This is a genomic window from Flavobacterium notoginsengisoli, assembly GCF_014207905.1.
Classification (GTDB): domain Bacteria; phylum Bacteroidota; class Bacteroidia; order Flavobacteriales; family Flavobacteriaceae; genus Flavobacterium; species Flavobacterium notoginsengisoli_A.
Window position 1 is genome coordinate 385,066 of record NZ_JACHLB010000002.1, and the last position, 13,416, is coordinate 398,481.

The following is a 13,416-nucleotide window of genomic DNA, read 5'->3' on the forward strand; positions in this document are numbered from 1 at the left end:
AGTAAAGCATACTGAAATATCCCCTGCACAACCTTCTTCAATATTGTTCAATATCCTTTATGTGGCTCCCCTAGCCACTATTGTAATAGTATAGTTTAAAAAATTCTGCTGCAAGGATGCAGATTTTGTAATCACATAAACCATTTCTCAAATGCCTTTTTCATTGGCCTCCACATAGGTTTTATTCAAGAAGCCAGTATGCTGTTTTGTCCCATTTCAAGAGCAAAGGTATTTCCGTGTTTTTAACGCACCAGCAAGGTCATGCCCTTCGGGTTTGCAAAATAATCTCCACCCATTCGGGTCGTATTTTTTTGACAAAACCTTGCTGCTGCTAAACACGAACCTTTTATGCTCGTGAAACGAAACAAAGCATACTCCGGCTCTTTAGACGAATAAAAAAAAATGTCAGAAATGAAAAAATACAGCATTGGAATTGGTAAAAAAGTGAAACGAAACTTCAGCACCTCCTCTCATTGCCGAATAAATCAAAAAAAATCAAACAGGAATTTAACAACGTAAAAATCGAAATCATGAACATCACAGGAAGACTGACAAGGGATGCGGAAGTACGCACAACGTCACAGGAAAAACAAGTCGTAAACTTTTCAGTAGCGACAAACGACAGCTACCGTAACAAGCAGGGCGAACGCATAGAGCAGACAACCTATTTTGATTGCTCTTATTGGATAACTCCAAATGTAGCCAAACTGCTCACAAAAGGCACATTGGTAGAGCTATCAGGTCGAGTAAGCACAAGAGCGTGGACAGGCAATGACGGAGAGCCAAGAGCAGGACTGAATTTCCATACCTCACAAATCAAACTGCACGGAGGTAGTAGAAAAACAGAAAACGTACAAGCTACTGCAAAAGCCGAAAACAACAAGGCTACAGCACAGGAAACAGATGACGATTTACCATTCTAACAATAAATATTCATTCATTTTTTAATATCAAAATTTTAGCATTATGGCACATAATATCAATTTCAACGAGAGAACAGGAAAGTATAGTTTCTTTTCAGTACAACAAAAAGCGTGGCACGGTTTAGGGCAAATCGTAGAACAATACCCAACAAGCGAGGAAGCTATCAGACACGCAGGTTTAGATTACGAAGTCGTAAAAACACCCTTATTTACTAACGGTTCGGGCATTATTCAAATAGCCGAAGGCATTGTTATACAAGATACTGAAATTGAAGTTCCCAACTATTTTGCCAACATACGTACCGATAACAATGCAGTATTGGGTGTGGTTGGTAAGGATTACCACATTGTACAAAACCGTGAAGCCTTTAATTTCTTCGATGCTATTGTAGGCAGTGGCGAGGGTATTCTATACGAAACCGCAGGAGCATTAGGCAACGGAGAGCGCATTTTTATCACAGCGAAATTGCCTGACTATATCCGTGTAGGAAATGGCGATGATGTAACGGAAAAGTACATTTTCCTAACCACTTCACACGATGGTAGCGGAAGTATTACAGCTGCTTTTACGCCTATCAGAATAGTTTGCCAAAATACGCTTAACGCTTCATTACGCAGTATGACGAATGTCGTGCGTATTAAACACACTTCGGGAGCAAAACAGCGTATTGAGAACGCCCATAAGATTATGGGATTAGCGAATACATTAAGCATTCAGTTAGAAGGAATTTTTAACGATTGGACAAAGGTAAAAGCAACTGACAACGATGTCAAAAAACTAATACAATTGGCACTTTGCCCAAACAAAGAAACGCTTGACCTTATCAAAAAAGGTGCGGAAGATGAAATGTCCACCATGTTTAAAAATACCGTAAGCGATGCATTTGCCTATGCAATGACAAGCGACACGCAACAGATGGACACGACCAAAGGAACTTTGTTTGGCGCATATAATGCCGTTACAGGCTATTTCCAAAATGTACGCAGTTACAAGGATGGCGAAGCCAAGTTACAAAGCATTGTATTGGGTGGTACTGCCCAACTCAAATCACAGAAAGCATTTGACCTATGTACCGCTTTTGCTTTGGATGGTGCGGAAATCCTAAACCTTAATTAATTAACCACAGGCTACCGCCTTAAACGGTGGTAGCTTTATTCTATTAGCTATGAAAATTACAGATTTAAACGGTTGCTCAATCGAAGTAACCAACCTTGACGAAGCGATACAAATTAGTAAGCAATACCAAGAATACCGCCACGAGGATAAAAGTTTTTCTGAGTTCGACAAAAGGCAAAAAGCCTATTGGATGGATATGTACGAAAAACTAACAGCAATTAAAGAACAAGTAACAACACATTAAAATTTTAGAACAATGAATGCCAATTTTTTCAATCAGATACAGGCTTTGGACTTTACAGGCGTATTGCAACTGAATATTTCTAAAGGTATAGAAAACAACCTAATTGTAACGGTATTGCTTAATAACGAACAATGCGGAGATAGTGCCAAAAACGGTATTCCCCCATTAACATTTAACGCCACACCGCAGGAGTTTGACGAGGGATTTTTTGAGCAGATAACCACGCCTATACAAAAGGTATCGGGCTTAATGGTTGATATGGAAAAATTCCAAAAGCAGTTGGACGAAGTCAAAAAACAATCGGCAATGGAGAAAGAAAAAAAAGAGAAAGCTAAAAAAGAGAAGGAAGCCAAAGACAAGAAGTTTAAAGAAAGTATGTCAAAAGCGGACGAACTGGAGAAAGAAGGCAAATTCCGTGAAGCGTGGATGAAAGTACCCGATTTAGCAGAGTTCCCCGAAAAAGCAGACGAGATACGCAAACGCAAGACATCACTATCCGACAAATTTGGAACGCCGAGCCTTTTCGGTGCAATGGAAGAAGTAAAACCCGAACAGCAAAAAGAGGAAGAAGTTACTGCCGATTATCCGATTGATGAAACGGACGAAGAAGAACAGTATTAATACTTAAAAACGAGAACTATGTTATTAGCAACGCAATTAGAACGAGTTTTTATACTCAAAGATAAAGGACAGGATATTAAACTGACCGACCCCGAACCACGTTGGAGCGTGGAAGCGGTAATGAATTTTTACGCCAATTTATACCCCATTTTAACCACGGCAAAAGTATCTGCACCGCAAATCAAAGATGATGCTGTAGAGTACAAATTTGAGAGCGTAATGGGTACGAAAGGTTAAACCAAAATTTTAAAAAGATGATTTATGCAACGCAACATTATATCGGGAACTATCAACCTGCCCGAACAGAAACGAGAACAGCAATTGCACCGACAGTTGGGCGAGTTCGCAAAGTGGATGCAAAGACCAAAAGATGCAAGCCAGGTGCAGAAAGACAAACAGAAATCCGTACCGATAGCTATGCTACCAATGGTATTCTAAAATGTACGTTTTTGCCTAAACTGAAAACAGCACAATCTGTACAGGCTTGTGAGGAAACAGTAAAAACAGAGAGGGATTTTTATCAGTCCCTTTCCGAACTTGCCGAGCATTACGGTATCGAGCCAATGCCAACCAAAGATTTTGGCTATCCCTACAATATAGCATTGTCTATGTGGGATATGGAAACCAAAGTAAAACGCATCAACACAAATTGGGATGGTTTCAATTTGATACAGGATAGTAAGAAAACCTTTTTGACAAGTGAGGAAAGATATAATACAGGCACAACCCTGTATTATATACCAATTGTGCCATTGTTTCAAATGCTCAAAAACAAAAAGCGTAAAAAGACCGCACAGCTATTATTATCAGTATGCAGTTATCTGTATCATATTGCCGATATACCATATTACAGGCAGGAAGAAAGCAATCTGTATTGGATGTATGAAATGCACAAAGATTGGATAGAACAGGATGATGAAACAGAAGATACTCAAAATTATAAACGTGAATTTCAGATAGCTGAATATATAGGCGACAGCATAGAACAGCGACTATTTAACCGAACCAATTTAAAGGTATTTGAAGAGCGTTTGAACCGATTTAAAAGCCGTGATACATTCGACAAAGAGTGTTACCAAATAGCTTGCAATATGTTCGCCCTTTATACGGAATATCCAACAGCAAGCATTTTCAGAAATGCACCGATGTACAAGGAAGACCCGGATAACGATGATACCGAAAATGAAGCTATTGGAATGGAAAAGTATATCTCTTTTATAGCCGATACCAAAGGCTGGCTGTATGAAAGTCTTTCGGACAGTATCAATAATGAGTTTAACGAATATGGTGTAATGGAAGAACCAACCATCAGCAAATGTTTTGACGGAAGCGAAATAACAGCCACCAACCTTGATTTTGAAAACCGTTTGTTTGCCCTTTTGAACGAGTTATGCGGATTGCTATACGAATATAAAACAACAGAAAATGAACACCACAAATAACATAACTGAGAATTTCGGAACACTATACCATCCCAAATCTGCATTGGTTTTCTACGAAAGCACAGGAATACACACCGATCTGTACGTGGAGCATTTTGATATGGATAGCAACGGAATGCCTATCAACGCCCATCCATTGACTGTAAAAGAAGCCAATATATTGGCAAAGTCTTTACAGACCGATGAAGAAAAAAGCAAAGCCTTTTTAAAACCAAAGGGCATTTTACCGACCAATATTTTGCATATCAACCCGAGCGAAAAAGGCACGGTGCTTTGGTACACCAAAGCACAGGAACGGAAAATGTATTTTGTAGAAAGTTTGGGCATACCCAACGGCACGGCACAAGTACCGCCAATGATTTGGTTTGCGGGTAAAAACAGCCTTACAGTCTTTGCTTTGGCAAGCGACAGAAGACCCACAGAGAAAACACCTTTGTATTATGCCCCTTTCTTCAATATCTATGAAGATGGCAAAGTGTGTATGGGTACGGTAACTATTGACATCAAAAATTCATCTTCGGTTGAAAAATTTGTACAGGCATGGGAAAGCTATTTTTTTAATAGCTATTTCAGCCACTTATTAGGAAGCTACAGCCCCATAAAAGGAAATTGCGTAAACGTTTGGAAAGACCTTATCAATACAGATAAACCCTTTCCGAAAGAGGTATTGAAAAAGAATAATAAAACCCTTAAAAACCTATTGTGATGAATACAGAAAAAACAGCCGTTCATTTTACGGATAACTATCTGCTTAATCCGACAAATCCAATTTCGGTAAACCTTATCGGTGCAGGTGGCACAGGTTCAAAAGTATTAACCGCTTTGATGGAAATGAACTATAGTTTAATTGAGTTAGGGCACGCAGGCTTACAAGTACGCCTGTGGGACGATGATGTTATCACAAGCGCCAATTTAGGCAGACAACGCTTTGCCGAAAGCGAAACAGGATTGTACAAATCCGTTGCTTTAATCAATCGTTGCAACCGTTGGGCAGGTACGAATTGGAAAGCAGAAACCGTAAAATTTGAAAAAGACAAGTTTGGCAAAATATCCGAAAAAGCAAGGGCAAGTATTACTATTACTTGTGTGGATAATGTACAAGCTAGGTTTGGCGTTGCTGAAATCCTAAAAGAAACAAGCCACCGCAGAAACTATCAAGACGAACCAAAATATTGGTTGGACTTTGGTAATAGCCAAGATACAGGGCAAGTGTTACTATCTACTATCGGAGAGATAAAGCAACCCAATTCAGAGAAATACCAAACTGTGGCAAGTCTACCATTTGTGACCGATGAATTTGGAGAATTATTCAAGCAATCCGAACAAAAAGACAACACGCCAAGTTGCTCGCTTGCCGAAGCACTGGAACACCAAGATTTGTTTATCAATTCATCATTAACACAAATGGGTTGCTCCTTATTATGGAACTTGTTTCGCAGAGGAATGACCGAATATAAAGGCTTTTTTCACAATCTTAAAGACTTTCGTACCCATCCAATAAAAGTCGCCTAAACTGCTCCTGATGGCTATCGGGGCGGCAAAAATGCAATTCTTCCCTACGGTCGGAAACGCATTTTTGCGTTCAATCGGTACAATCACTTTGCCAAAATGTGCCGTTTCACAAATTCCACTCTTTACATTTTATCAAACAGATTGCAAGATTCTTGGTGGGATATTCATCATCCCATTTTTTGTATTGGCAAACTTCTTTTCTTTCAACATCTGCGACCAAAGAAAAGAAGCAAAAGAACGTCGCTTGATTAGGTATGGATTTTGATTTAATTCCAGTTATTTAAGGTGTTATTTTTATTAAATTTGTGGTTCCAAAAAAGTCTAGCTATAAAGAAACGTTTTATCTTGTATGCTAACGCTATTAAATAAAATATATGCAAAATATAACAGTTACTTTTAATAAGGAAAGTTTTAATAGAGATTCAGTTACAGATTCTATTAAACTTTGTAGTACATTCAAATATGATGATCCTATTGAAATACATTCATCAATTCAAAACCTTAATTTCAAGAATCGAAATGAACTTATAGCGGTATTCGAAAAGATAAGAGGAACTGAAGTTAATGATTTGAAACTTAAATTTTTTGAGTTAGATTATAGAGAATGGGCTCTAGCAAATTTCTATGAACAGCAAGCATTTAAAAGTTTAGTTTTGATTTATCACTGGCTTGAATTAAGCCTGTCGAATCCACACGATTTAGATGTCAAGACAAATTTATATAATGAGTTCATTGTGGATTGGAATTATACTCCACGAGTTCAAAATACAATATATCTAATTAACGAAAATTATATTATAGATTCAGGAAACAAACCATTATTAGAAAAATTAGTAGATGTAAATCTTTTATGCAGAATTAATATCGTGACAGAACTTGAACAATTAACAAATTATTTTATTCCTCTTTTAACTCCTGGTGTTTCTATTGAATATTTGAAATCTAATTCAGATTCTGATGGGTCTAAAACAAATAAATTGTGGAAAACCTTACTGAACGAGAGGAATAAAAGAATAAATAATTGGGTTACTAATAGATTCTAAAATGGAATATTTATACAGGTTACTAAATTTTAATGAAAGTATTTTTTATCAGTTTTTAAGTGCAATATTTTCGATTGTTCTTACTGTTACAATAATTTATATCAAAAGAGAAATAGAGAGAAATAATCGAGAAAACTATTACAATGGAATTGCGACTAAGGATCATATTTTTGGAGATATAAAAATTAAAATTGACGAAGAACTCCCACGTGAAAATTATCTACAGCTCATTACTATGTGGGCTATTCAACCTTTATTGTTATTGGTTTTAATTAGTTTCATAGATAACCAAAACACTTACATAAAAATTTGTTTATTTTTTTCCTTAATAATTTTCACTCTTTTACATGAGTTTTTAACCGGATTGAAATATTCAGATAATAAAAAATATCAAGTTACAATGCTATTTGTATGGTTAATTTCCTTTAGTATTCTTAGTTATGAAAAAAACAATATTGAAAAGGAACCGACTAAAAGCAAAACCGCCTATAGCGTAAGAATACATCAGAATTTTACGTAGCTTTTTAGTGCTACTTTTTCATTTTTAAATTCTTATATGAAAAAGAGCTATTGACAGTCTTGTCAATGGCTTTTTTAAAATCATCTGCGTCGCTGCCAATTAGTAAGTAACCTACAAAACCGATGTCTAAAAGAGTCTTACCGACCTTCTCATTATCGATATCACTATGAGCAATTAGTTTGATATTGGGATATTTTATCCTTAATTCTTGCAGTTCTACCAGCACATTCTTGTCGTAAAAATCGAGTTCGATAATACAAATATTGGGAGGAGCTTGTAAGGCGTATAATTGTGATAATCCCTCTTTAATGTTTTCCGACCGGAACAATACTTCAATTCCTGAAACAATGAGGTCATTGCAAATCAGATCCAAAATTGGGCTTTTATCATAGATAAATGCGAGGGTAATTTTTTGTAGGTTTTTAATAGCTTCCATATCATCATACTTTTGAAGTTGATGTAGCCCTGCTCCAAAAAAGAAGCGCAGGCAACTACACTTACCGCACATTGAGGCACTGGTATACCCGACAACGAATAAGCGAGCGCCCACGCCTATGGCATGAGCGTTCTTCCTTATTGTCCCGTTGTCTAAAAATTACCAGTTTTCAATGTGGGACTTAAAGCAAAAACACTTTAAGATTTTCTATATGTTGCTACAAAGATACTAAACTCCTTTTTATACGCACCACTTCTTTAAATAAGTAAAAAAAAATTAGCTAGTCTTTAGAAATGTTAGTTACATAATTCTTCTCTAATACGGCTAGCAAATCAGCTTGTTTAAAAATAATTTTACCACCTATTTGTATATATGGAACTATTTTATCATCACGATATTGCTGTAAAGTTCGCTTGCTGATATGAAGTAGTTTGCACACCTCTTCACCAGAAAGGTAAATTTCCCCGTTCATTACAGGACGGTAGTTTTTCAGTATTTCTTTTATACGGTTTCTCAACCGTGTTATCATTTCCTTATGGACAATGATCTCTTCGGCTTCATTGGTCAGTAAATCCATTCTCATTTATATTGTTCTGATATACGGCTTTATACAAAGCCTGTACGTCAGAGAGTTTGTAGTAATTTTTACGGTTCAATTTGGAATAAGGCAATAAACCTTTGTTCTTATAGGTTTGTAAAGTACGTTTGGTAATGCTCATCATCAAACACACTTCCTGGTTGTCGAGCCATTTCTCTTCGTTGAAAATTGGGGTATATTTGCAAGTAGCACTTTCAGCTAGTTCCAAAAGCTCCTTTAAATCTTTCCTTATTCCTTCTAATGCGGATTTTTGTATTGCGATAACTTCCATAGCCTGTTCATTTTTCTGTGAAAGTCGAAGATATTAAGGGTTTTAACAAGGTCGTGGAATGTTGTCGGGTTTGGCTTTGGAAGGCGCTATTTGACAGGTTACTAACTTATATAACAAATCGGATAGCCTTAATAGACTATCCGATTTATATATGCGGTTCTATCAGCGTAGTTATTTTACAAGTCTTAATTGTGCTGATATTTTTTCATCAACCAATTCAGCATACTCTTGTTCAAACTTGTTTTTTACGGATTTATCTTTCACATCCAATTTATTAGCTAGATAGCTCAATTTTCGCTTATTCTGTTCTATCAGCTCTGACCACTCCATTACATAAACTTCAATATTCTTCTCGGTTTTTTTATCGTACATAAATGGATTATCAGGAAAGCCTAATCTTCGAGAATTTACTTGTGATTTAGCATATTTTGTTAAACGTGATGAGATTAAAAGCAGTTTGTATTTTACTTTTTCGTTTGGTAATGCAGAATGTTGTTCAATTGTAAAAGCATAATCATCAATTTGATTTAACTCTTTTTTGCTAATTGCACATTTGGGAGATTTCAATTCTACAACCATTATTTCTTTGACATCTGAATCAGTTATCTTTTCGTTGAAAAAGAATAAATCGGTTATATTATTTAATCCGTCTTCACCCAATTCAATTAAATTATCATCGTCTTTTGTTGGTTCATAATTGAAATGTTTATCTCTTAACTCAATCAAGATGTTGCCAATTTTCTTGTCTGACCATAATTTAGGTGTTCCATTATAATTCTCTCCGAATAACCACAGTTCATCTTCAACTATTTTATGTAGTTGACTTCTTTCCTTTAAGTGTTTTGATAGCTCTCCGTATGTTAACTCGTGAAGAAAATCCAAAAATTCAGTTTTATCCGCTACAACACTAGCAAAGTGAACCACATCTTCTAAATCTGTTTTCTCTAATAAATTTTGAAATTTTTCTAAACTCTCTTCAGAAAGCTTTAATACCTTATTAAATATATATTCAATATTCCCATTGCTAATCGCTTTGTCGAGTAAAGGATATAAAAAGTTTCTTATTTTATCATCTTTTTGAATAAGTTGATGTTCATCTTCTAGTAAATAAGCTACTTTTTTAAATAGAACTTCTTGTGATTTCGATGCAGGCAGTTCATTGTTTTGGTAAGGATAATATTTATCACTTTCTAAAGAATTTAGGAACTTCTCGAACCTTTTGTTTTTAGCCTTGAAAAAATTATTAATTGTATCCTTAATAGTATTTTTTAGATTATTTATTTCTGCTTCTCCCAGTGCTTCTAAATCCAAATTTCTAAATAAATCGGCATTCAACATTGGAGATTCTATATAAATAAACCAAGTCCCTAAGTCTGACGTATACCAATCAGAAGAATAGGTATATTCGTGTGCAACACTTTTTAAACCTGCATTATCAGTTTGAAAAAATACCTTTACTTTGTTTAAACTTGAATTAATATTATAGAAGTAAAAATTTAACTCATGGGCTTTACCTTTTTTATCGACGTATTCAATTGTCTTTTTTGAAGGCTTGTCTATTACGAAATGTTCCCTTTTTAAAGCACTTCCATTTATAGTGAAGTTTACGGTATTGTGAAAAATCTCAAATGGGTAATGTTCAAATATTGCTTGATTAATATTTTGAGATAAAAAGTGTTCGTGTATTTTATTTCTTTTAGCCAGCTTCTCCTGTTTGTTATGATGAAGTTGTTCGATAACAACTTTGTAATATGGGTTGTGTTCTCCTTCAAGATACTCATAGTCAACTTTAAATTCAGTTTCTTCTAATTGAGCATCATTAAAGTCCAATGTGTCCATACTGAATTTAGTCTTTGAAAACTGTTTTTTGATTTTATCAAATCCAATAGTTTCAATGTGCATCAATTCTCCAATTTGTAAAGAACTAAATCTTCCAATTCCTTGACCACTTGCTTTTGAAGTAGTTCCGATTTCTAAAATCCTCTTATCAAATTCATTGAACGGAACTCCAAATCCGTCATCTATTATTTCAATACTCTTAATAGGCGACTTAATATTTGCTTCATTAACGTACTCAATGTTAATTTTAATATTTTTTGATTCCGCTTGCAATGAATTGTTAATTAATTCACGGAAAGCCTGAAATGTATCTCTATACTTCGTCAAGAGGTCTTTTATTACTCGTGTATTAGTTGTTATCTTTTTAGATGTTGACTTCATTTTTTGCGTATATTTTGATTAGGAAAAGCTGTAGAACTCGTTTGCAGATTTCAAAGTTAGACAAATAACCACTTATCTATCGTATTAGATATGATTAATTGTTGTATTAATGAGTACTTTCCACTGCCGTCATATGCTTCTTTTTTTCTTTTTTTTCATGCGAATAAGCCCACAATGATAGTAGTCCAAAAATAATCATTGCATAAGCGATCCATTTCCCTAATCGTTCAATAAACTTTATAGCGACGGATTTTTCATAAGATGAGAAACCTTCAGCCCCCATAGAATCTCGCCTGTAAAACTTTCGACGGTTAATCCAGTAACGTAGTCCTAAGCCTAAAACCAAAAATAATATCCCTATAACCAATGATGCAACCATAGTCTTTTCTTTTATTTTTTCTTCTGATAAATTTAAAAAATATTGATGACCCTTTAAAATTATCCCTATCTAAAACCCTATAAATCAAAATGACTTACCTTTCGATAAGCCATTTGATCTGTGTATATATTAACTTAGTCACTTGTGTTAAACTGAAAACTCAACTGTTTTTCGTTTCCAAAACTGTCCGAAATCCAAATCTCAAAAGATTGTGATACGGCAGATGTAGAAGTGTAATACAATCGGAACTGTTCAGCAGGCAATGGGTACAAGTCGTTTGGTAAATATGGCGGTTCATCATACTGTTTTAAGGAACCTTGACCATCGTACTGAAAGTAGCGTAAAGCATACTGCGTACCCGTGTAATTCCCCTTTCGCTGTATAGTAATGCGTATTTCTACGGTTTGCCCCTTGGTAATATTTTTCGGCACGGGCATTACTTTAACCTCAAAAGGAAAATCATTCTGTATTTCTAGTTCATCATCTTTACTACAAGATACCAGCGAAACCGAAGCTGTGAGGATTGCCAAGAATACATAAATTGGCTGTAATCCTATTCTGAATTTTTTGAATATTGCTATCATCGTTTTACGCTTTAGAAATTAAACCTTAATCCTACACCTGCAGATGGTCGAAATTGTCGCAGATCTGTACCCCACAAAACCTTTGTCCGCCCTTGCAGGATAAATACAAATCGGTCTGACAGGTAGGTTTCAAAGGTGATTCTACCGCCAGCTCCGTAGATGAAATTATCCTCACTTACTATTTTTGCACCATCGTACAACAAAGCTTCGCCACGGTTAATGCTTTCATAACCGACTACGCCCGTTATTGCGGCATTCAATGTAATATTTTTTCGGGTGTCGCCCAATAGGAATAAGCTATAACCACCTTCGGCTGTATAGGTTTCCTGTGGTATGCGGAGGTCTTTATAGTTGTGGTATTGATGGGTATATTCCAACGCCGACAGCTGATAATTTCCATTCTTTCCGTTGACAGTCACTCCTATATTGATGTAGTAATCGTTACCGATTTTATTATCAGACAAAATGCCTGTGCTGATCTCCAAACCTTTTTGTTTGGGTAACATTCTTTGTGCCTGTGTAACCGTGATGGCTATAAAGAGCAGCATCACGGTATAGATATATTTTTTCATCGTCATTATTTTAAAGCGTTATTAAAATTTTAGGTGCATATCATCAATCAAACGAGCTTTGATTAGATCCGAATTTTCTATCTGAAGCGTTTGATTCCTACCGCCATTTTTCTCGAAAATTTCAATCAAAAGCACCTTGTCATCTGCTAGGGTAAACTGGTCTAACAGGAACACATTCTGGTCGGTCGATTTTCCGGCAATGCCTTCCAATGGTTTGTAAGTACGCAAGGGTGTGAGCAGTTTTTCCTGCACGACGGTGCGTTTGGCTACTTTCTTATCCACAATCTTGAAATTGATAAAATCAATTTGAAATGGCACATTGCTACGGTTTCCGAGTTCTGTATGGAAGTAGTATTTACCATTATGAATGTAAATGCCTTTTAGGATAAACTGAATCCCAAAACTTTTAGCTCCGATATGCTTTACGATACGCTTGTTGTTTTTGTAAATGGTTTCCAAAAGCAAACCTGCGAGCGATGGAGAATTGCTTCCCAATTCTTCAAAAAGAACATCGTTTCCATTAGCTTTATCTACCGCTTTCTGCATGGTTAACAGGTCATAGCTGAGTGCTTCTGGATAGGAACTGTAATGCACATTAAAACTGTAGAAACGTCCGTCATTGGTAATAACAGAAAAGTTTGTTTCCGCTTCAAAATCCCTGACTGATGCTTTCACACGCAGTACATTTTCCGCATCATCTGCTTTTCCTGCAATCAGGTATTCACTTCCCAAATCCACGTAACGAATGGCGGTAGGGAAAATTAGATGTGAAGTTTTATCATAGGTAACTTCCATTTTATAGGGTTCTATCTTGCCCAATGCAAGCGGAGTTTTTGATTGTATAGTGTCTTGGGCAAAAGTGCTTACGGCAAAGCCGATGGTTAAGGCAAGTGCCCCAAAGGTTTTAAAAATATTTTTCATTTCTTATATGATT

19 protein-coding genes are annotated in these 13,416 nt (G+C 35.9%); 11 read left to right on the forward strand and 8 right to left on the reverse strand.

The features are described 5' to 3' along the window. Positions 1-530 precede the first annotated feature (530 nt). The 11 genes from HNP35_RS08480 (at position 531) to HNP35_RS08530 (ending at position 7,422) form a co-directional block, all read left to right on the forward strand. The gene (locus HNP35_RS08480; RefSeq protein WP_184161224.1) at positions 531-923 is read left to right on the forward strand and encodes a single-stranded DNA-binding protein; all 393 of its coding nucleotides are present in this window, start codon (positions 531-533) and stop codon (positions 921-923) included. A gap of 43 nt (positions 924-966) precedes the next feature. Continuing rightward, positions 967-2,040: a DUF932 domain-containing protein gene (locus HNP35_RS08485; RefSeq protein WP_184160319.1), complete on the forward strand. Its 1,074-nt coding sequence runs from the start codon at positions 967-969 to the stop codon at positions 2,038-2,040. A 49-nt stretch (positions 2,041-2,089) separates the two neighbouring features. Continuing rightward, the gene (locus HNP35_RS08490; protein WP_184160321.1) at positions 2,090-2,284 is read left to right on the forward strand and encodes a hypothetical protein; all 195 of its coding nucleotides are present in this window, start codon (positions 2,090-2,092) and stop codon (positions 2,282-2,284) included. A gap of 12 nt (positions 2,285-2,296) precedes the next feature. Continuing rightward, the gene (locus HNP35_RS08495; protein ID WP_184160323.1) at positions 2,297-2,905 is read left to right on the forward strand and encodes a PRTRC system protein E; all 609 of its coding nucleotides are present in this window, start codon (positions 2,297-2,299) and stop codon (positions 2,903-2,905) included. Positions 2,906-2,923: 18 nt separating this feature from the next. Then, positions 2,924-3,142: a PRTRC system protein C gene (locus HNP35_RS08500; protein ID WP_184160325.1), complete on the forward strand. Its 219-nt coding sequence runs from the start codon at positions 2,924-2,926 to the stop codon at positions 3,140-3,142. Positions 3,143-3,159: 17 nt separating this feature from the next. Then, on the forward strand, positions 3,160-4,347 hold the full coding sequence (locus HNP35_RS08505; protein WP_184160327.1) for a hypothetical protein: 1,188 nt from the start codon (positions 3,160-3,162) through the stop codon (positions 4,345-4,347). Further along, a complete protein-coding gene (locus HNP35_RS08510) occupies positions 4,331-5,053 on the forward strand; it encodes a PRTRC system protein B (protein ID WP_184160329.1) in 723 nt (240 codons plus the stop codon). The genes HNP35_RS08505 and HNP35_RS08510 overlap by 17 nt, the downstream gene beginning before the upstream one ends. After that, positions 5,053-5,859 carry a PRTRC system ThiF family protein gene (locus HNP35_RS08515; RefSeq protein ID WP_184160331.1) on the forward strand — a complete coding sequence of 269 codons (807 nt, stop codon included), beginning with the start codon at positions 5,053-5,055 and terminating at the stop codon, positions 5,857-5,859. The genes HNP35_RS08510 and HNP35_RS08515 overlap by 1 nt, the downstream gene beginning before the upstream one ends. A 10-nt stretch (positions 5,860-5,869) precedes the next feature. Beyond that, positions 5,870-6,124 (forward strand): hypothetical protein, encoded by a 255-nt coding sequence (locus HNP35_RS08520; protein ID WP_184160333.1) that lies wholly within the window; start codon positions 5,870-5,872, stop codon positions 6,122-6,124. A gap of 109 nt (positions 6,125-6,233) precedes the next feature. Then, positions 6,234-6,902 (forward strand): hypothetical protein, encoded by a 669-nt coding sequence (locus tag HNP35_RS08525; protein WP_184160335.1) that lies wholly within the window; start codon positions 6,234-6,236, stop codon positions 6,900-6,902. Position 6,903: 1 nt separating this feature from the next. Next, positions 6,904-7,422, forward strand: coding sequence for a hypothetical protein (locus HNP35_RS08530; protein WP_184160337.1), 519 nt, complete (start codon positions 6,904-6,906; stop codon positions 7,420-7,422). A 10-nt stretch (positions 7,423-7,432) separates the two neighbouring features. On the opposite strand, the gene HNP35_RS08535 is transcribed toward HNP35_RS08530, so the two are convergent. The 8 genes from HNP35_RS08535 to traN form a co-directional block, all read right to left on the reverse strand. Continuing rightward, on the reverse strand, positions 7,433-7,858 hold the full coding sequence (locus HNP35_RS08535) for a response regulator transcription factor (RefSeq protein ID WP_184160339.1): 426 nt from the start codon (positions 7,856-7,858) through the stop codon (positions 7,433-7,435). A 280-nt stretch (positions 7,859-8,138) separates the two neighbouring features. After that, positions 8,139-8,435, reverse strand: a complete 297-nt coding sequence (locus HNP35_RS08540; protein WP_184160341.1) for a helix-turn-helix domain-containing protein — start codon at positions 8,433-8,435, stop codon at positions 8,139-8,141. Next, the gene (locus HNP35_RS08545) at positions 8,416-8,727 is read right to left on the reverse strand and encodes a helix-turn-helix domain-containing protein (RefSeq protein WP_184160343.1); all 312 of its coding nucleotides are present in this window, start codon (positions 8,725-8,727) and stop codon (positions 8,416-8,418) included. The genes HNP35_RS08540 and HNP35_RS08545 overlap by 20 nt, the downstream gene beginning before the upstream one ends. 171 nt (positions 8,728-8,898) lie before the next feature. Beyond that, positions 8,899-10,947 carry an ATP-binding protein gene (locus tag HNP35_RS08550; RefSeq protein WP_184160345.1) on the reverse strand — a complete coding sequence of 683 codons (2,049 nt, stop codon included), beginning with the start codon at positions 10,945-10,947 and terminating at the stop codon, positions 8,899-8,901. A 106-nt stretch (positions 10,948-11,053) separates the two neighbouring features. Continuing rightward, positions 11,054-11,326 (reverse strand): molybdenum ABC transporter permease, encoded by a 273-nt coding sequence (locus HNP35_RS08555; RefSeq protein ID WP_184160348.1) that lies wholly within the window; start codon positions 11,324-11,326, stop codon positions 11,054-11,056. 134 nt (positions 11,327-11,460) lie between these two features. After that, positions 11,461-11,910 (reverse strand): DUF3872 domain-containing protein, encoded by a 450-nt coding sequence (locus tag HNP35_RS08560; protein ID WP_184160349.1) that lies wholly within the window; start codon positions 11,908-11,910, stop codon positions 11,461-11,463. An 11-nt stretch (positions 11,911-11,921) separates the two neighbouring features. Beyond that, complete coding sequence (locus tag HNP35_RS08565; protein WP_184160351.1) at positions 11,922-12,482, reverse strand: conjugal transfer protein TraO; 561 nt, start codon at positions 12,480-12,482, stop codon at positions 11,922-11,924. A 21-nt stretch (positions 12,483-12,503) separates the two neighbouring features. Further along, positions 12,504-13,403, reverse strand: a complete 900-nt coding sequence (gene traN / locus HNP35_RS08570) for a conjugative transposon protein TraN (protein ID WP_184160353.1) — start codon at positions 13,401-13,403, stop codon at positions 12,504-12,506. Between the last annotated feature and the right edge of the window lie 13 nt (positions 13,404-13,416).

Coding starts and splice junctions, on each gene's coding strand:
- HNP35_RS08480 (WP_184161224.1), top strand. CDS start 531: ATGAACATCACAGGAAGACTGACAAGGGATGCGGAAGTACGCACAACG.
- HNP35_RS08485 (WP_184160319.1), top strand. CDS start 967: ATGGCACATAATATCAATTTCAACGAGAGAACAGGAAAGTATAGTTTC.
- HNP35_RS08490 (WP_184160321.1), top strand. CDS start 2,090: ATGAAAATTACAGATTTAAACGGTTGCTCAATCGAAGTAACCAACCTT.
- HNP35_RS08495 (WP_184160323.1), top strand. CDS start 2,297: ATGAATGCCAATTTTTTCAATCAGATACAGGCTTTGGACTTTACAGGC.
- HNP35_RS08500 (WP_184160325.1), top strand. CDS start 2,924: ATGTTATTAGCAACGCAATTAGAACGAGTTTTTATACTCAAAGATAAA.
- HNP35_RS08505 (WP_184160327.1), top strand. CDS start 3,160: ATGATTTATGCAACGCAACATTATATCGGGAACTATCAACCTGCCCGA.
- HNP35_RS08510 (WP_184160329.1), top strand. CDS start 4,331: ATGAACACCACAAATAACATAACTGAGAATTTCGGAACACTATACCAT.
- HNP35_RS08515 (WP_184160331.1), top strand. CDS start 5,053: ATGAATACAGAAAAAACAGCCGTTCATTTTACGGATAACTATCTGCTT.
- HNP35_RS08520 (WP_184160333.1), top strand. CDS start 5,870: ATGGCTATCGGGGCGGCAAAAATGCAATTCTTCCCTACGGTCGGAAAC.
- HNP35_RS08525 (WP_184160335.1), top strand. CDS start 6,234: ATGCAAAATATAACAGTTACTTTTAATAAGGAAAGTTTTAATAGAGAT.
- HNP35_RS08530 (WP_184160337.1), top strand. CDS start 6,904: ATGGAATATTTATACAGGTTACTAAATTTTAATGAAAGTATTTTTTAT.
- HNP35_RS08535 (WP_184160339.1), bottom strand. CDS start 7,858: ATGGAAGCTATTAAAAACCTACAAAAAATTACCCTCGCATTTATCTAT.
- HNP35_RS08540 (WP_184160341.1), bottom strand. CDS start 8,435: ATGGATTTACTGACCAATGAAGCCGAAGAGATCATTGTCCATAAGGAA.
- HNP35_RS08545 (WP_184160343.1), bottom strand. CDS start 8,727: ATGGAAGTTATCGCAATACAAAAATCCGCATTAGAAGGAATAAGGAAA.
- HNP35_RS08550 (WP_184160345.1), bottom strand. CDS start 10,947: ATGAAGTCAACATCTAAAAAGATAACAACTAATACACGAGTAATAAAA.
- HNP35_RS08555 (WP_184160348.1), bottom strand. CDS start 11,326: ATGGTTGCATCATTGGTTATAGGGATATTATTTTTGGTTTTAGGCTTA.
- HNP35_RS08560 (WP_184160349.1), bottom strand. CDS start 11,910: ATGATAGCAATATTCAAAAAATTCAGAATAGGATTACAGCCAATTTAT.
- HNP35_RS08565 (WP_184160351.1), bottom strand. CDS start 12,482: ATGAAAAAATATATCTATACCGTGATGCTGCTCTTTATAGCCATCACG.
- traN (WP_184160353.1), bottom strand. CDS start 13,403: ATGAAAAATATTTTTAAAACCTTTGGGGCACTTGCCTTAACCATCGGC.